Source organism: Pseudophaeobacter sp. C1-32P7 (genome assembly GCF_041008775.1).
Lineage (GTDB): Bacteria > Pseudomonadota > Alphaproteobacteria > Rhodobacterales > Rhodobacteraceae > Phycobacter > Phycobacter gallaeciensis_A.
In genome coordinates, this window is the sequence record NZ_JAXGFR010000005.1 from 15058 (window position 1) to 32043 (window position 16986).

The following is a 16986-nucleotide window of genomic DNA, read 5'->3' on the forward strand; positions in this document are numbered from 1 at the left end:
CATCTCAGGAGACATTTCCATGTCCACCGTAGCCGTCACCGACGAAACCTTTGACGCCGAAGTCAAGAACTCCTCCGTTCCCGTTGTCGTAGACTTCTGGGCCGAATGGTGCGGCCCCTGCAAGCAGATCGGCCCCGCTCTGGAAGAGCTGGCCGCCGAATACGGCGACAAGGTGAAGATCGCCAAGGTCGACGTTGACAGCAACCCGAACGCTGCTGCCGCCATGGGCGTGCGCGGTATCCCGGCGCTGTTCATCTTCAAGGACGGTCAGGTTGTCTCCAACCGCGCCGGCGCCGCACCCAAGGCTGCGCTGCAAAGCTGGATCAACGAAAGCATCTGATCCGCTTGGATCTGAAGCGAGAATTTTTGAAGGGCGCCCCGGTGGCGCCCTTTTTCATGTCGGCCCGCAATAAAACCCGTCCGGTGATCTGCGCCTATTTGGGTGCGCGCGTGAACACCATCTTCTGGTTGGCTAGTTTCTCCTGATCGCCAACCCAAGCGTAGCAGAGCAGCGACGGGTTATGATCCGCCACGGTGATGCGGTGCAGTTGCCCCGGCGGATTGAAGATCAGCGACCCCGGCGCATAGACTCCCTGATCATTCTCCGACACGGCGCCAGAGAGACAGATATAGCTCTCCGAGATGCCATCATGGGAATGGGCCGGATAGGTGCAGCCCGGCGCGAAGAGGACAAGACCCAGGATCACCTCGTCGGTCATCACCGGGCCGGTGGGACCAGCCAGTTCGGCATAGGCATATTTGCGCTCCAACCCGCGCGGTACCTTTTCATAACCGTATTGCCAGACCAGATGCTGCCGCACCGCCTCGATCGCGCGGATAAAGGCGCCGTGGCGTTCCTGCCGTCCGTTGTCGAGCGCCCGCTGCAGATGCGCCGTCACAGGTTTATCAACGCTGGCACCGGCGCGAACCTCGGCATTGGATTTCAGAACCCGGCTGATGCGTTCACGGACCATGCGCTGATGGCTGCGGATCTTGACGCTGCCGCCCGCAGGCAGGCGGCGGTAGAACTCATAGAAATCCCGCAGCAGATAATCCCACTCGGGGCTATCTTTCAGACGCGTGTGTTCTGTCATGTCGGCGCCCTCCTCTGACGGTTGCCCAGCTTGTCTCCGCATGCTGCGGTTCGCTCTAGCGCCACAGCGACGGGATGGAGTCGCAATTGCAGCTCCCGCAGGCACCGGACCCTGAAAGGCGCCCCTTTTCCTTGCCTCCGATCCCCGTCAAAGTGGCCGCAAACAGACAGGAGGACCGTCATGGCCAAAACGCGGGTACTGGTGGAATTCGGCATGGGCACATCCCTGCGCCGCGCCGATTACACCGAAGCGGCAAAACGCGCGATCAGGGATGCCCTGTGGCACAATTCGGTCAACATGGCCGAACTGTTCGATTTCCCGAAGGAAGCCATGATCATCGACGCCGAAATCGGGGTGCAGCAGCCGGACTCCGTGGATGCCGATGCGCTGAAGGAGATCTTTCCCTATGGCCGCCCCGACATCCGCATCACCAAAGGTGGTCTGGATATCGACAAACCGGGTGGCGGTAAGACGGTCATCGCCAATGCCGCCGTCATTGTCTCTTTTGAAATGGAGGCGGTGTGATGACGGAGAAACGTATCATTCTGGAAATGGGCACCGGCAACGATCTTTATGGGCAGGACTACACCAAGGCGGCCCGGCGTGCGGTGCAGGATGCGCTGCATCATTCCTCGATCACCCTGTTTTCCGAACTGGGCATCGATCATTCCGAAATGCGGGTGGAGGTGACCATCGCCGTGCAAAAGCCCGAAGCGGTGGACTGTGATCTGGTGGCCGCCGATCTGCCGCGTGGCCGGGCAAAAGTGCGGGCCGTCTTCGGGGGGCTGGATGTGGCGGGTGTGGATGGCAAGGCGCCGCATGTCATCGCAACGGCTGCGATCGAGGCCTGGCTGCCCGATCTGGCCGGACGCTACAGGTGGTCGGAATAAAAGCCCCCTGAAATGCACAAAGCCGTCCGGGTTCGGACGGCTTTGCTAGCTGTATAAGGTCATGTGAAGGTCTGCCTATCAGATCTTCGAGATGTCTTCGCGGGTCAGACCGATATCGGCCAGCTGGACGTCGGACAGACGGTACAGCGCACGGCGGGTGATGCGGGCTTCACGGGCTTCTGCGAAGGCAGCTTTTGCGTTCAGAACGGTGTCGACGATGCGGAGGACGGCAACCGCACCGAGGGGTGCATGGATATTTGCTGTTGTGGCCATTTTATGGGTCCTGTAACAAAACAACCGGCCCCATGCCGGTGTTAACGCCCATGTAGGAGAGGCGGGTGAGTCTCACAATTGCCCGTTTGACAGCCCCGATCTGCGCCTATTGCATAACAAATGAACAGTTTGTTAACGCCGTGATCCGCTCTTCTAATACAGTGCAAGGGGCGCATCAGCGGGTTTGATAACGGCCGTTGATCGGCACATTTGCCCGGGGCCGAACGCCGATCCATCCTTTGGCATGCTTTGCCGTTTCATCGCCTGGCTTGCAATCATTTGATAACGCATGGTTTTGCCCTGCATCTCTCATAGTTTTCGGGTCAGGAACCCCGTCAACAGCCCCCTGCCCGCCAGATGGATCAACGCAAGTTGAAGGCTAGGCACGGCATTAGATTGGGCAAAGGCAGCCGCAGGTCAGATACCCGGTTGAGCAATAAGGACCCAACGCCCATATATGGCTGCAACAACACTGGAGGCATGCATGGCAGACGATCAATTCCCCGGCTGGCACGGGACCACCATTATCGGTGTCAAGAAAGACGGGCTTGTGGTGATTGCCGGTGATGGGCAGGTGTCGCTGGGCCAGACCGTGATCAAGGGCAGCGCCCGCAAGGTTCGCCGCCTTTCCCCCGGCGGCTATGACGTGGTCGCGGGCTTTGCCGGCTCCACCGCCGATGCCTTTACGCTGCTGGAGCGGCTTGAGGCCAAGCTGGAAGCCACACCGGGCCAACTGGCGCGCGCCAGCGTCGAACTGGCCAAGGACTGGCGCACCGATAAATATCTACAAAAGCTCGAAGCGATGCTGATCGTCAGCGATGGAACGGACCTTCTGGTCATCACTGGCGCCGGCGATGTGCTGGAGCCGGAACATGACGTAGCCGCCATCGGTTCGGGCGGCAATTTCGCCCTCGCGGCGGCCCGCGCGATGATGGACAGTGACAAATCGGCGGAAACCGTGGCCCGCGAATCCATGGCGATCGCCGCCGATATCTGTGTTTATACCAACGGCAGGCTGACCGTCGAAACCATCAGCCCGGAGAAATAGGGTGTCCGGCATCGACCGCGATGATCTGCGCGCCGCCGTGGGATCGGGCCTGCTGAGCGAGGCGCAGGCTGCCTCGCTGCTGGCGCTGGCCGACAGCCGCCGGGGCGCGCGTGAAAACCTAGCCGAAGGCGATGAACCGTTTGAGCTATTCAAGGGCTTCAACGAGATCTTCATCGTCATCGGGCTGCTGATCCTCGCCTCTGGATGGGCTGCGGTCACGGCGGCGATGCTGGCGGGCAGCCTGGGCGGATATCAAAGCAAGACGGTCACCGCCGCGGTGATCGGCGCCGCGGTTCTGTGGGTGCTGTCGGAATATTTCATCCGCCGCCGACGTATGGTGGCGCCGGCCATTGCGCTGTCCGTGCTCTGGGCGGTGAATGCCGGGGCAGGGCTGTCGGCGCAGTTTTCCCAGCCCTTCATGATTGCCCAGACCGATTATTCCAGCATGCAGCTGCCATTCGCGCTAACCACGGTCGCCATCGCCATCTACTGGCTGCGGTTCCGGGTGCCCTTTGCCATGGCCCTGATCGCGCTTGGCGTTTTTGCACTGGCGCTGCTGATGGGGGCGATCCGCATGGGCACCCCAGCCGATATCGGCGATTTCTTCCTACTGTCGGCCAGCGGTCCCTTCGCCTGGATCACGCTGTTGGTGGGGCTTGCGGTCTTTGTCGTGGCGATGGTCTTCGACATGAGCGATCCGCACCGGGTCACCCGGCGCTCAGCGCAGGGGTTCTGGCTGCACGTCGTCGCCGCCCCGGCACTGGTCAATACCATCGCGCTCAGCCTGCTGGAAAACGGCAGCAGCGGCGCGCATCTGCTGCTGCTGGCCGTGCTGTTGGCCTTTGCCTTTGTTGCCATCGTGATCGACCGGCGGTCATTCCTGATTGCCGCGATCGGCTATAGCGTGACCCTGGCCGGAACGGTGTTCGACGGCGAAGGCGCCGCATCGACCATTCTGGTTCTGGGCGTATTCCTTGTGGCGCTGGGGGCCTTCTGGACCCGCATCCGCGCCGCGCTTCTTTCACCCTTGTCCGGGCTGGTGCCGCTTCACCGGCTGCCGCCCTCTCATTGATACGGGAAATCCCATGACTGACCTGACACCCCGCGAAATCGTTTCCGAACTGGACCGGTTCATCATCGGCCAGAAAGACGCCAAACGCGCCGTCGCCGTCGCCCTGCGCAACCGCTGGCGGCGCAAGCAGCTGGGCGATGACCTGCGCGACGAGGTTTACCCCAAGAACATCCTGATGATTGGCCCCACCGGCGTCGGCAAGACCGAGATCAGCCGCCGTCTGGCGAAACTCGCCCGCGCGCCCTTTATCAAGGTCGAAGCCACCAAGTTCACCGAGGTCGGCTATGTTGGCCGTGACGTCGAACAGATCATCCGCGATCTGGTGGACACCGCGATCATGCAAACCCGCGAATTCATGCGCGAAGACGTCAAGGCCAAGGCCCACAAGGCCGCCGAGGAGCGCGTGATCACCGCCATCGCCGGCACCGAGGCCCGCGACAGCACTCGCGAAGTGTTCCGCAAGAAACTGAAATCTGGCGAGCTGGACGACACCGTCATCGAACTGGAGGTCACCGATACCTCGAACCCGATGGGCGGCATGTTCGATATTCCCGGCCAACCCGGCGGCGGCATGGGCGGCATGATGAACCTGGGCGACCTGTTCGGCAAAGCCATGGGCGGGCGCACCGTGAAGAAGCGCCTCACCGTCGCCGAAAGCTATGATGTGCTGATCGGCGAAGAGGCGGACAAGCTGCTGGACGACGAGACGGTCACCCGCGTTGCCCTGGAATCGGTGGAGCAGAACGGCATCGTCTTCCTGGATGAGATCGACAAGGTCTGCGCCCGCTCCGATGCCCGTGGTGGCGACGTCAGCCGCGAAGGCGTGCAGCGCGATCTGCTGCCGCTGATCGAGGGCACCACCGTCAGCACCAAACACGGGCCGGTCAAGACCGACCATATCCTGTTCATCGCTTCCGGCGCTTTCCACATTGCAAAACCGTCAGACCTGCTGCCGGAGTTGCAGGGCCGTCTGCCGATCCGGGTGAACCTGCGCGCACTGAGCGAGCAGGATTTCATCCGCATCCTGACTGAGACAGACAATGCGCTGACCCGCCAGTACACCGCCCTGATGGGCACCGAGGAGGTCGAGGTCACCTTTACCGAAGAGGGTATCGCGGCGCTGGCGAAAATCGCGGCCGAGGTGAACCAGTCGGTGGAAAACATCGGCGCGCGGCGCCTTTACACGGTGATGGAACGGGTGTTCGAAGAGCTGTCCTTTACCGCGCCGGACCGGGGCGGCGAGGCTGTTGTGGTTGATGCTAAATTTGTCTCCAAGAACCTTGGTGAGCTGGGCGGCTCCAACGATCTGAGCCGCTACGTCCTGTAAACAACACCGCCCGGTTGCGGCTGGTTCTGCCAGTTGGAACCGGGCGGTTTCCGGTATATCCAAGGCGTGAAACAGGTTGGATATTTGGCATGTTGTTTTTCCGGAAGGTTTTGTTTCTATCCCTTTTTGCCGCTGCCGCCTGTGGCATTCGGCCGTCGACACCGACCATCCCCGAAGCGCTGGAGATCGGAACGCCAAAGACGATCTTTGCCGCCACGATCCGTGACCCGCTGCCCGAAGGCGGGTTTGGCAATGGAAGGACCGAAGACTATCACCTGCTGGAACTGACCGTTTCTATCCCGCCCAACCACCAGCCCGGGCAGCTGCTGTTTGCCTATGACACACCGGACCCGAAGACCGAGTTCACCATGGCCGCCCGGCGGAAGATCGAAACTCCCGCGGTTTTCATGGATCGGTTGAACAGTGAACTGGCTAAATTTGAACCGGACGAGCGTGACATCACCGTCTTTGTGCATGGGTTCAATTCCACCCAATCCGAAACCGCCTTTCGCGCGGCGCAGCTGACCCATGATACCAAGGTTCCCGGTGCCACCGTGGTCTATTCTTGGCCCAGCCTCGGCAGTCCGCTTGGCTATGCTTATGATGCCGACAGCGTGATGTTTGCCCGCGACGGGCTGGAACGGCTGCTGAAACAACTCAGCAAAAGCAACGCGCGGCGGATCGTTCTGGTGGCGCATTCCATGGGGTCGATGCTGGCGATGGAGACATTGCGCCAGATTGAAATCCGCACACCCGGTTGGTCCGACAGGAACCTTGACGGCGTGGTGCTGATGTCCCCGGATCTGGATCTGGACGTCTTTCGCAGCCAGATGAGCCGCCTCAACCCGGTTCCGCAGCCATTTCTGGTTTTCATTTCCCGCAAGGACAAGATTCTGACCCTGTCGCAACGGCTGCGGGGCACGTCCAGCCGCGCGCGGCTGGGTAATCTGGGATCGACCGATGGTCTGGAGGATTTGCCGATCAGCATCATCGACACCACCGATTACGCCGATTCCGCCAGCTCTGGCCATTTGGTTGCTGGCACTTCGCCCGCGCTCCTCGCGATCCTCAGTTCGGCGCGGCAATCATCGCAAGCGTTTTCACGCAAAGGGTTGATTTTTGATGGGGTGCTGCCGCCACCGATGGTGGAGAAAAAGCAGATTCAGGATCTGTCGCTCATCGATATCACGGACAGCCAGCGATAACCGCGCGACGATCAGCGTCCGCGCCGCAGATAGACGTAATAGGCACCCTCGCCGCCATGGCTGATATGGGCCGGCGTCACCTGCAACACCGCCTGCGACAACGGCGGCAAGGCCAGCCATTGCGGCACCCGGTGACGCAGCACGCCGCGCGGGGTGGGGATCGGTCCCGGCTCATCCCGATCCTTGCCCTTGCCAGTCACGACCAACACCAGCCGCTTCCCCGAGGCCTGCGCCGACAGAATGAACCGGGTCAGGGCAGGGTGCGCTGTATCCACCCGCATGCCATGCAGGTCCAACTTGCCTTCGGGGCGCAGCTTGCCGCGTTTCATCCGTCGAAACGCCTTTTCATCCATCTGCACCGGCGCCGAAGACAGCGATTGCGCCACAGGTTTCTTCAGATCGTGTTTGTTAGGCTTTGACGGCGCGCGACTGCCCAGGCGGAAGGCTTCGATCTGGGGTTCGGAGTGCGGATGCGGTGTCTTTTTCGGCTTGGGCTTGGGCAACGGCAAATCAGGCGGCGTCGTATGACTGCCCGGATGCAGACGCTCCGCGTGTTTGACGACCTTGTGCCAAAGATCGATTTCATCCGATGTCAGTTTGCGCCGGGTCATCAGAAATCTTCCGGTAACATCGCATAGGCGCGTTGAATGGGCAGGAAAACGATCATCCGCCCCGGATCCCGCAGACGGCCGGCCGCCTCGCCGGCGCCATCCCCGGTGCCAAAGAATATATCCGCCCGCTGCGCGCCCTTGATCGCCGATCCGGTATCCTGCGCGATCATCAGGCGGCGCATCGGCTCCGCGCCGTCCTTTTCCACCCAGACCGGCGCCCCCAGCGGCGTGTACTTCGGATCCACCGCGATACTGCGCATCGCCGTGACCGAACGGTTCATCGCCCCCAATGGCCCCTTCGACGGGTGCACTTTTTTCACCTCGCGGAAGAACACATAAGACGGGTTGTGCATCAGCAGCTCATGACCCGCTATGGGATTGCGCCGCACCCAGGCCTTGATCACCTGGGCGCTGACCTGATGCGCCTTGTAGATGCCGCGCCGGACCATTTCAGCGCCAACCGATTTATATGGGTGCCCATTGGCCCCCCCATAGCCGACGCGAACCGAAGCACCATCGGGCATCTTGATCCGGCCGGACCCCTGAATTTGCAGAAAGAACAGCTCAACCGGGTCATCGACCCAGGCGATTTCCAGCCCGCGCCCGTCCATGACACCACTCGTCAGGATATCGCGGCGCGGCAGCCACAGGTTGGTCTGGCGCGCTTCGTTTGGCATTTTGTAGACAGGAAAACGAAACCGGTCCGTCCGATAACGCGACCCCTGCAATTCCGGTTCGAAATAGCCGGTGAACAGGGGATCTGCGCCGTCCTCGATCAGAACCGGGCGAAAGAACAGCTCGAAGAATTGCTTGGCCCCGGCGGGCGTCTGCGATTGCGCCAGCGCGCAAAGGCTTTGCCAATCGGGGTCATCAAGATCGGGACAGGTCCCCAGAAACACCTCAAGCGCCTCTGCGTGGTTGTCGCTGTCCCAGCCGTCCAGCTGTGAGAAATTCAATATGGAATAGGCAGTCTCGCCGGATGCGCCCGAAGCGGTCATGGCAGCACCAATAATGGCTGCTGCCCGGAATGCCGCCCGTAGCGCCCCAATCATGCGTCCGTGGCCACCAGTTGCCAGTTCGGATCGTCGGTGCCCATCGAACGGGCAAAGACCCAGGTATCCTTCTGGCGTTTTACGGCCTTGGGATCGCCTTCGACGATTTCACCTTCGCTGTTGCGCACGACCGAGGTCAATTCAGCCACGAACCGCATGGTGATTTCGGCAGTGCGGGTGCTCTCATCGAACCGCGCATCCGCAAGGGTCGTTTCACGCACCCCGATGAATTCGGCCTCAATGGTCAGGCCCTGATCTTCGCGGTGCGCCACGGCATCGACAAAGCTTTCGTAGACGTCGCCAGCCAGCAGCGGCTCCAGATCGTCGAGTTCGCCGTTTTCAAAGCCCATCAGGATCATCTCATAGGCGCCGCGTGCACCGTGTACGAAGTCCTGCACCTGGAACGACGGCTCTGCCCGCTTCATCGCGGCCAGCGCGTCGGCCTGGGGCGAACCTTCAGCGACGTAATCAGTGATATCCAGATCCGGGCCGCCTTCGATCACTTCGAAGTCGGGGCGGCGTTTTTCTGCCGGAGCCTGCTGCGGCTGGGTGGGCTTTTCGAACCCTTCACGGGTGCCCAGAACGTTTTTCAGGCGCAGGATCAGAAAGACGGCGATGCCGGCCAAAACCAAAATCTGAATCAAGGGCGACTCCATGTGAACCTCGTGCTAGGCATTAGTGCCTTGTTTGAAACCAAAGCGGACTGCTCTTATGTAGGTGACGGGTGGGGCCAAGTCCACCGTTCAGCGCAAGATCCAAGGACCCCAAAATGTATCTTTTTCTGGCCTTTCTGATGGTGCCACTGGTTGAAATCGCCCTGTTTGTACAGGTTGGCGGGATGATCGGACTGTGGCCAACGCTGGCCATCGTGGTGCTGACCGCCATTCTGGGAACCTCGCTTGTGCGCTCGCAGGGGCGGCTGGCCATGGGGCAGTTGCGGTCCTCGTTCCAGACCCTGTCGGACCCGGCTGAACCGCTGGCGCATGGGGCGATGATCCTATTCGCCGGCGCCTTGCTCCTGACGCCCGGGTTTTTCACCGATGCGGTCGGTTTTGCACTGCTGATGCCGCCGGTGCGGCTTGCGATGTTCCGCTACATCAGCAAACGGGTGACCGTCGCACGGTTTGAAATGGGCGCCGGAATGGGACCTGGACAGGCGCGGCCCGGTTCGCACGGCCCCCATGGCCATGCGCAGCATCCCGGGCAACGGCGTCCGGGGCAGCCCGGCGATGTGATCGATGGCGAATACGAAGATGTGACGCCCAGACGCCCCGGGGATGGCCCCTCCGGCTGGGTCAAAGGCCCGGAAGACGGCCCAAAATAGGGCACAGTCAAAGCCTGTTGCGCCACGCTGTTTGCCACGGTTGGACAGACCGTTGAGATACCCGCGCCAAGCTGCTAAGCAATCGGCAAAGATATATTTTCAGGAGTATCTCCATGGCCGAAAACGACACCCCAGAGGGCGCAGCAGCAGCCCCGCAGCAGCCCCAGGTCCAGATGAACATTCTGGGTCAGTTCATCCGCGACATGTCGTTCGAAAACGTGATGGCGCAAAAGGGTGCTGCCGGTGAAGTTCAGCCCGACGTGAACGTTCAGGTCAATCTGGACGCCAAGAAACGCGCGGCGGAACACCAGTACGAAGTTATGACCAAGCTGACCGTCGAGTCCAAAAACAAGGACGGTGGTGAGGTTCTGTTCGTTCTGGAGCTGGAATATGTCGGCGTCTTCAACATCCAGGGTGTTCCGGACGATCAGCTGCACCCCTTCCTGCTGATCGAATGCCCGCGCATGACCTTCCCATTCCTGCGCCGCATCGTGTCCGACGTGACCCGCGACGGTGGCTTCCCGCCGCTGAACCTCGATAACATCGATTTCGTTGCGATCTACCGCAACGAGCTGGCACGCCGTCAGGCCGAAGCCCAGCCGACGCAATAAGTCACGCTATTGCTTTGAAAATTCAAACGCTGTCGGTCAGACCGGCAGCGTTTTTTGTTTGTCGGGACAATATGTCAGGACTGTGCCGAGACCCAAAGTGCGTCTTCGCCCAGTTTTTCCACAAAGGCATCATGGGCAGCTTTTTCCTCGGCCGTCAGGCGCGAGGGCAGGGGGGTCGGCCGTGGTTCCGGGCTCCAATTGCTGTCTACCGCTGCAGTATCCGATCCGCTGCCGCTGCTGGACAGAGCGAAATCGGGCTGGCGGCCGCCGATCAGCTCCAGATAGACCTCGGCCAGAATTTCCGAGTCGAGAAGCGCGCCGTGCAGGGTTCGGTTGGAGTTATCGATGCTGAACCGGCGGCACAGGGCATCCAGTGTTGCCGGTGAGCCGGGAAACCGTTTGCGCGCCATGGCCAGCGTGTCGATCGCCTGTTCCATCGGCAATTGCGGCAGGTTCATCCAGCCCAGTTCCGCGTTCAGGAACTTCATGTCAAAGCTGGCATTGTGGATCACCAGCCGCGCATCACCTACGAAATCCAGAAACCCCTGACCGATCTTGGCGAACACCGGTTTATCGCGCAGCGTGACCGCCCCCGGTGCCGGCGTCTGCGGCGGGCTCAGCAGGTCCGGACCGATGCCGTGCACGCCAAAAGCCTCTTCGGGCATGTCGCGCTCGGGGTTGATGTATTCGTGATAGGTCCTGCCGGTGGGCATGTGATTATAGAGTTCCACCGCACCGATTTCGACGATCCGATCCCCGGAAAACGGATCAAACCCCGTGGTCTCGGTATCCAGAACGATCTCACGCATCTGCCATCTTTCTCCTGGTCTCGGCCAGGATCTGTTCCACCTGCGCGCGGGCGTGCTCCAGCGTGTCAGTCTCGATCACGTAATCGGCGCGGGCGCGTTTCTCTTCGATTGGCATCTGTTTCTGCAGGATCTGCTCGAATTGCTCAACCGTCATTGTGCCACGGTCCAGAACCCGCTGTTTCTGGGTTTCCGCATCCACGGTGACGCAGGCCACCGCGTCCATCGCAGCCTCACCGCCGGTTTCAAACAACAGCGGAATATCGAAGACGAGGATATCGCTGGCAGCAGTACGGCGAAATTCGGCACGATCTTCCCCGACCAGCGGATGCACGATCTTTTCGATCCGGGGCAGGGCAGAGGGGTCGCGGGCAATGATGTCCTTCAGCGCACTCCGATCCACCGCACCGTCGACAATTGCCTCCGGGAATTGCGCCTGCATCGGTGCGACAGCAGCGCCGCCTGGCGCATAAAGACGATGCACCGCCGCATCCGCATCCCAGACCGCGCAGCCCAGTTCGGCAAAGATCTTTGCCGTGGTGCTTTTGCCCATTCCGATGGAGCCGGTGAGACCCAGTTTAAACGTCATGCCAGTGCTGCCGCCCGTGTTTCCTCATCCACTTCGGGCCGTTTGCCAAACCAGCGTTCAAAGCCCGGAACAGCCTGGTGCAGCAGCATGCCGAGACCGTCGACAACGGTGCAACCTGCGTCCTCTGCGGCTTGTAGCATATCTGTTTTCAACGGGGTATAGACCAGATCGGTCACAACGCAGCCCGGGCGCAAACCGTCCATCGGCACCCTCAGGCGCGGCTTCCCTTCCATCCCGAGTGAGGTGGTATTCACCACCAGCGCGGCTTCTTCGACGATATTGCCGGCCAGAACCCAATCCACGACCTTGATACGTTTGCCGAATTCCTTGTGCAGCTTGTCCGCCCGTTCGCGGGTTCGGTTGGTCAGCATGATCTCGGTCACGCCAGCCTCGATCAGCGAGGCAACCACCGCGCGGCAGGCGCCACCGGCGCCCAGAACCACCGCAGGGCCCGCGTCCGGTTTCCAATCCGATGCGCCCTGATGCAGATTGGTGATAAATCCGTAACCATCTGTATTATCAGCCAGAACCGATCCATCTTCGCGGAAGATCAGCGTGTTCGCCGCCCCCATCAGCGTGGCACGATCCGTAACCTTGTCGGCGATTGTCATCACCGTTTCCTTGTGTGGTAAGGTCACATTAGCCCCGACAAAGCCCGCCTTTGGCAGCGCGCGGATCACGGTTTCAAGATCCTGCGGTTCCACGTGCATCGGCACATAATGTCCGGCGATTCCGTATCTGCGGAGCCAATGGTTCTGGATCTGCGGCGAACGTGAATGGGCCACCGGGCATCCAATGACCCCGGCCAGAGGTATCTTCACGGCATTCATTGATCGATAATCCCCTGCAGTCCAAGGTAGTTAATAAGTTCAGTCAGCGGCAGGCCCAAGACATTAAAATAGCTACCATCGATACTGGCGAACAGCCGCACGCCTTCCTCTTCCAGTTTGTAGGCGCCAACGGCGTGGCGGATGCTGTCCCAGTTGCGGTCCACATAATCACGCAGATACTCATCCGAGGCTTTGCGCATCAGCAACCGGACCTGACCAACGTGGCGCCACAATGGTTCTCCATCGCGGTAGATCACCGCCGCGGACAATAGCATATGCCGCTGTCCGCGCATCTCACAAAGCTGCGACAGCGCCTCTTCGGCAGAACGCGGTTTGGACAGAAGTTTTCCCTTGAAATCAAGTACCTGATCGCAGCCGATCACCATCTGACCAGGATGTTTACTGCTGATCTTGCGGGCTTTTGCCTCGGCCAGGGCATCGGCGATATCCCGGGGCGGCGCGCCCTCTGCCAGCAAAGCCGCCTTGATGCTATCTTCATCAAGACGCGGTACATCTGTTTCAAAGGGAATGCCTGCCTGCCGCAGCAGCTGGGCCCTGATACTGGACCCGGAGGCGAGCACGATGTGGGCAGTCATGTGGAAAACCCCGTGGGAAAGCGGTTCGGAAGTTAAGGACGTTTTGTATGGTTTTCCCCAGTTTTGGCAAGCCCACAGGCAAAGCCCGGATTCCATCCCAGTTTCACCCGCATCCATCCCGCGTGGATTGGGATAACTTCAAATCCGGGGATATCCCAGAACTTCACAATCGATCCCTTAGTTATCCCCACGATACTCAAGGTTAAGGATCACTTAACGATCCATAAAACAAAGGTCGTTAAGGATTCTTATACCCTTTCAAGCCGCCAGCTGGTGGAATCTTGTCCACGCTGGGGATAAGGGGAGGAAGCACTCAGTAATCCACGGAAAACAGGGGGCCCTACAAAAACATCATCCTTTAAATCTTTCTTATTTATTTTAGGGTGACCCAAACGAACGGCGGAGAAGACACGCATGGACCTGACAGACTGGATGTACACCCTGTACCCCTATGCAAAGTCGCTCCATATCATGGCCGTGCTCAGCTGGATGGCCGGTCTCTTCTATCTCCCACGTCTGTTCGTGTATCACGTGGAGCAGGCTAAGAAGGTGCCAGAGACGGGTCCGGTGTTCCTGACCATGGAACAGAAGCTCATGAAGGTGATCATGCGCCCTGCGATGCACACCGCCTGGCTCGCCGGCCTTTTCATCGTCTTTACGCCAGGGATGATCGACTGGTCCTATATATGGCCTTGGACCAAAGGCGCCTGTGTAATCGGTATGACGCTGTTTCACACCTGGCTTGTCTGGCGCATCAAGGATTTCGAAGCCGGGCGGAACCGCCTGACGGGAAGACAGTTCAGGATGGCAAACGAAGTGCCGACGCTCCTGATGGTGGTCATCGTCATATCGGTCATTTTCAAGTTCTGAGGCCGATCTTACGCCCCTGACAGGGTCGGGCGTACCACAGTTGTAAGCATTGCCTCAGGCGGCCTCTGAGGCGGTATTTGACTCATCGTGGACATGCCCCTATGTATGGCCCTCAACGGGCCCGTCCGGGCATTCGTGTCTTCCGATTTGATAATGACACCTCTCCCCGATGCCGGGGACGCAAAGGCTGTATGTAGATGACCGTCCAATCCCTGAATCTTTCCGATCTGAAAGCCAAAAGCCCCAAGGACCTTTTGTCCATGGCCGAAGATCTGGAGATCGAAAACGCCTCGACCATGCGCAAGGGCGAGATGATGTTCCAGATCCTGCGTGAACGCGCAGATGAAGGATGGGACATTGCCGGCGACGGCGTTCTGGAAGTTCTGCAAGACGGATTCGGTTTCCTGCGCTCGCCTGAAGCGAACTACCTGCCCGGTCCCGATGATATCTACGTCTCGCCCGACATGATTCGTCAGTATTCTCTGCGCACTGGCGATACCGTCGAAGGGCAGATCAAGGCGCCACTGGAAAATGAACGCTATTTCGCGCTGACCAACGTCACCAAGATCAACTTTGAAGATCCTGAAAAGGCCCGTCACAAGATCGCGTTCGACAACCTGACGCCGCTGTACCCGGATGAGCGGCTGAAAATGGAGGTCGAAGATCCCACGATCAAGGATAAATCCGCCCGTGTGATCGACCTGGTCGCGCCCATCGGTAAAGGTCAGCGCTCCCTGATCGTGGCGCCGCCTCGGACTGGTAAGACCGTGATTTTGCAGAACATTGCGAACTCGATTGAGAAGAACCATCCGGAATGCTACCTGATCGTCCTGCTGATCGACGAACGCCCGGAAGAGGTCACCGACATGCAGCGTTCGGTCAAGGGCGAGGTCGTTTCCTCCACCTTTGACGAGCCGGCAACGCGCCACGTGGCAGTGTCGGAAATGGTCATCGAAAAGGCCAAGCGTCTGGTTGAGCATAAACGAGATGTTGTGATTCTCTTGGACTCGATCACAAGACTTGGTAGAGCCTTTAACACCGTTGTTCCGTCCTCGGGGAAAGTTCTGACCGGCGGTGTCGACGCCAACGCCCTGCAGCGGCCGAAACGCTTCTTCGGTGCTGCCCGGAACATCGAAGAAGGCGGATCGCTGACCATTATCGCAACCGCGCTGATCGACACCGGCAGCCGCATGGACGAGGTCATCTTCGAAGAATTCAAAGGCACCGGTAACTCCGAACTGGTCCTGGATCGTAAAATTGCCGACAAACGCGTCTTCCCGGCGATCGACATTCTCAAGTCGGGCACCCGGAAGGAAGACCTGCTTGTCGACAAGGGGGATCTGGCTAAGACCTTTGTTTTGCGGCGAATTCTCAATCCGATGGGTACCACGGACGCCATTGAATTCCTGCTGTCGAAACTGAAACAAACCAAATCCAACTCTGAATTCTTCGATTCGATGAACACCTAGAACCCGGCGGCTCAGGAAAGGACGGCCACACATGGATACGATCTTTGCGTTGGCCTCTGCTCAGGGGAAGGCCGGGGTATCGGTTATTCGTGTCTCTGGCCCACAGGCGCTGGAGGCGATGAACGCGCTTTGCGAAACTGCGGTGCCGGTTCCTGGACGGGGACTGCGGGTGCTGACGGATGCGGCAGGTGATCCTCTGGATGAGGCGCTGGTACTGAGTTTCGCCGCACCGCATAGCTTTACCGGTGAAAATGTCGTTGAATTTCAGGTGCATGGCAGTACGGCAGTGGTTTCTGCTGTGTTGGATGCGCTTGGCGAAATCGACGGATTGCGTCAGGCAGAACCGGGTGAGTTTACGCGTCGCGCGCTGGAGAACGGACAGCTGGATCTGGCGCAGGTCGAGGGTCTTGCCGATCTGATCGATGCCGAAACCGAGGCGCAGCGCAAACAGGCCCAGGTAGTGCTGTCTGGGGCAATTGGGCAACTGGCCGAACGGTGGCGGAGCGATCTGATCCGGGCAGCCTCTTTGATCGAAGTCACCATTGATTTCGCGGATGAAGAGGTTCCGGTGGACGTTACGCCCGAGGTATCGAGCCTCCTCGCAGGCGTTCAAAAGGATTTGGAAACCGAGGTCGCCGGCGTCAAAATCGCCGAACGCATCCGCTCTGGGTTTGAGGTGGCCATCGTTGGTGCTCCAAACGTCGGGAAGTCGACACTGCTGAATGCGCTTGCGGGACGTGAGGCAGCCATTACGTCGGAATACGCTGGCACCACGCGGGATATTATCGAAGTGAAGATGGATCTTGCTGGCCTTCCGGTCACACTTCTGGATACAGCCGGCCTGCGCGATACCGAGGATCACGTCGAAAGCATTGGTATTGCCTTGGCGCGGAAGAGGGCTGAGAATGCTGATATCCGTGTATTTCTCGCAGAAGCTAGCGAAACGCCTGACGTGGAAATGCAGGACGGAGATATTCGCCTGCTGCCAAAAGCGGATGCTCGGGATGATGCGGAAGATGCAATTTCCGGGAAAACGGGGCAGGGGATCGATAGGCTAGTTGAGCACATTGCGACGGTTTTGAAGTCGCGCTCGGCTCATCCAGGGATCTCCACCCGAAATCGCCACAGGGAGGCTTTGTCTTCCGCGTTGAAGAGCTTACATCAGGCGCAATCGGTTCTCGAGCTGGGACCGGAGCACTATGATCTTGCGGCTGAGGATATGCGATCAGCAATCCGATCGCTTGAACTGTTGGTTGGACGTGTCGGAGTTGAAAATCTCCTGGATGAGATTTTTTCGAGCTTCTGCCTTGGAAAATGAG

General features: G+C 59.6%; 21 protein-coding genes. 12 read left to right on the top strand and 9 right to left on the bottom strand.

Annotation, left to right across the window (positions count from 1 at the left end; genetic code table 11):
• Positions 1-19: 19 nt before the first annotated feature.
• Positions 20-340 (top strand): thioredoxin, encoded by a 321-nt coding sequence (gene trxA / locus SM763_RS08635; protein WP_065272019.1) that lies wholly within the window; start codon positions 20-22, stop codon positions 338-340.
• 94 nt (positions 341-434) lie between these two features.
• Here trxA and SM763_RS08640 read toward each other — a convergent pair whose 3' ends face one another.
• A complete protein-coding gene (locus SM763_RS08640; protein WP_274830006.1) occupies positions 435-1094 on the bottom strand; it encodes a dimethylsulfonioproprionate lyase family protein in 660 nt (219 codons plus the stop codon).
• Between the two features lie 180 nt (positions 1095-1274).
• On the opposite strand from SM763_RS08640, the gene SM763_RS08645 reads away from it, so the two are divergent.
• Both SM763_RS08645 and SM763_RS08650 read left to right on the top strand, forming a co-directional pair.
• Entirely contained in the window at positions 1275-1619 is a 345-nt protein-coding gene (locus tag SM763_RS08645; protein WP_065272017.1) for a Lin0512 family protein, read from the top strand.
• Positions 1619-1984, top strand: coding sequence for a Lin0512 family protein (locus tag SM763_RS08650; protein WP_065272016.1), 366 nt, complete (start codon positions 1619-1621; stop codon positions 1982-1984). The genes SM763_RS08645 and SM763_RS08650 overlap by 1 nt, the downstream gene beginning before the upstream one ends.
• Positions 1985-2062: 78 nt before the next feature.
• On the opposite strand, the gene SM763_RS08655 is transcribed toward SM763_RS08650, so the two are convergent.
• Positions 2063-2257: a DUF1127 domain-containing protein gene (locus SM763_RS08655; protein WP_065272015.1), complete on the bottom strand. Its 195-nt coding sequence runs from the start codon at positions 2255-2257 to the stop codon at positions 2063-2065.
• Between the two features lie 484 nt (positions 2258-2741).
• On the opposite strand from SM763_RS08655, the gene hslV reads away from it, so the two are divergent.
• The 4 genes from hslV to SM763_RS08675 all read left to right on the top strand — a co-directional run bounded on the left by hslV (position 2742) and on the right by SM763_RS08675 (position 6909).
• Entirely contained in the window at positions 2742-3305 is a 564-nt protein-coding gene (hslV, locus tag SM763_RS08660; protein WP_065272014.1) for an ATP-dependent protease subunit HslV, read from the top strand.
• Position 3306: 1 nt separating this feature from the next.
• Complete coding sequence (locus SM763_RS08665; protein ID WP_368998243.1) at positions 3307-4377, top strand: hypothetical protein; 1071 nt, start codon at positions 3307-3309, stop codon at positions 4375-4377.
• 13 nt (positions 4378-4390) lie between these two features.
• Complete coding sequence (gene hslU, locus SM763_RS08670) at positions 4391-5704, top strand: ATP-dependent protease ATPase subunit HslU (protein ID WP_368998244.1); 1314 nt, start codon at positions 4391-4393, stop codon at positions 5702-5704.
• A gap of 89 nt (positions 5705-5793) precedes the next feature.
• Positions 5794-6909 carry an alpha/beta hydrolase gene (locus tag SM763_RS08675; RefSeq protein ID WP_368998245.1) on the top strand — a complete coding sequence of 372 codons (1116 nt, stop codon included), beginning with the start codon at positions 5794-5796 and terminating at the stop codon, positions 6907-6909.
• Positions 6910-6920: 11 nt separating this feature from the next.
• Here SM763_RS08675 and SM763_RS08680 read toward each other — a convergent pair whose 3' ends face one another.
• From SM763_RS08680 to SM763_RS08690, 3 genes are read right to left on the bottom strand one after another with little or no spacing between them, the layout of a single operon-like run.
• Positions 6921-7520 (bottom strand): Smr/MutS family protein, encoded by a 600-nt coding sequence (locus SM763_RS08680; RefSeq protein WP_368998247.1) that lies wholly within the window; start codon positions 7518-7520, stop codon positions 6921-6923.
• The gene (mltA, locus tag SM763_RS08685; protein WP_368998248.1) at positions 7520-8572 is read right to left on the bottom strand and encodes a murein transglycosylase A; all 1053 of its coding nucleotides are present in this window, start codon (positions 8570-8572) and stop codon (positions 7520-7522) included. The genes SM763_RS08680 and mltA overlap by 1 nt, the downstream gene beginning before the upstream one ends.
• Positions 8569-9228 (bottom strand): Tim44/TimA family putative adaptor protein, encoded by a 660-nt coding sequence (locus SM763_RS08690; RefSeq protein ID WP_274830000.1) that lies wholly within the window; start codon positions 9226-9228, stop codon positions 8569-8571. The genes mltA and SM763_RS08690 overlap by 4 nt, the downstream gene beginning before the upstream one ends.
• A gap of 113 nt (positions 9229-9341) precedes the next feature.
• On the opposite strand from SM763_RS08690, the gene SM763_RS08695 reads away from it, so the two are divergent.
• Both SM763_RS08695 and secB read left to right on the top strand, forming a co-directional pair.
• Positions 9342-9896, top strand: coding sequence for an FxsA family protein (locus SM763_RS08695; RefSeq protein ID WP_368998249.1), 555 nt, complete (start codon positions 9342-9344; stop codon positions 9894-9896).
• A 113-nt stretch (positions 9897-10009) separates the two neighbouring features.
• Complete coding sequence (gene secB, locus SM763_RS08700; RefSeq protein WP_274829998.1) at positions 10010-10507, top strand: protein-export chaperone SecB; 498 nt, start codon at positions 10010-10012, stop codon at positions 10505-10507.
• 74 nt (positions 10508-10581) lie between these two features.
• Here secB and dnaQ read toward each other — a convergent pair whose 3' ends face one another.
• From dnaQ to SM763_RS08720, 4 genes are read right to left on the bottom strand one after another with little or no spacing between them, the layout of a single operon-like run.
• Positions 10582-11316 (bottom strand): DNA polymerase III subunit epsilon, encoded by a 735-nt coding sequence (dnaQ, locus tag SM763_RS08705; RefSeq protein ID WP_368998250.1) that lies wholly within the window; start codon positions 11314-11316, stop codon positions 10582-10584.
• Positions 11309-11902 carry a dephospho-CoA kinase gene (coaE, locus tag SM763_RS08710; protein WP_368998251.1) on the bottom strand — a complete coding sequence of 198 codons (594 nt, stop codon included), beginning with the start codon at positions 11900-11902 and terminating at the stop codon, positions 11309-11311. The genes dnaQ and coaE overlap by 8 nt, the downstream gene beginning before the upstream one ends.
• Positions 11899-12732 (bottom strand): shikimate dehydrogenase, encoded by an 834-nt coding sequence (locus SM763_RS08715; RefSeq protein ID WP_368998252.1) that lies wholly within the window; start codon positions 12730-12732, stop codon positions 11899-11901. Before SM763_RS08715 ends, coaE begins: the two co-directional genes overlap by 4 nt.
• Positions 12729-13328 (bottom strand): Maf family protein, encoded by a 600-nt coding sequence (locus SM763_RS08720; RefSeq protein ID WP_065272002.1) that lies wholly within the window; start codon positions 13326-13328, stop codon positions 12729-12731. Before SM763_RS08720 ends, SM763_RS08715 begins: the two co-directional genes overlap by 4 nt.
• A gap of 414 nt (positions 13329-13742) precedes the next feature.
• Between SM763_RS08720 and SM763_RS08725 the strand changes: the two genes are divergently transcribed.
• From SM763_RS08725 to mnmE, 3 genes are all read left to right on the top strand, one after another.
• Complete coding sequence (locus tag SM763_RS08725) at positions 13743-14198, top strand: CopD family protein (RefSeq protein WP_368998253.1); 456 nt, start codon at positions 13743-13745, stop codon at positions 14196-14198.
• A gap of 197 nt (positions 14199-14395) precedes the next feature.
• Positions 14396-15667 (top strand): transcription termination factor Rho, encoded by a 1272-nt coding sequence (gene rho / locus SM763_RS08730; protein ID WP_065272000.1) that lies wholly within the window; start codon positions 14396-14398, stop codon positions 15665-15667.
• A gap of 31 nt (positions 15668-15698) precedes the next feature.
• Complete coding sequence (mnmE, locus tag SM763_RS08735; protein ID WP_368998254.1) at positions 15699-16985, top strand: tRNA uridine-5-carboxymethylaminomethyl(34) synthesis GTPase MnmE; 1287 nt, start codon at positions 15699-15701, stop codon at positions 16983-16985.
• Position 16986 lies beyond the last annotated feature (1 nt).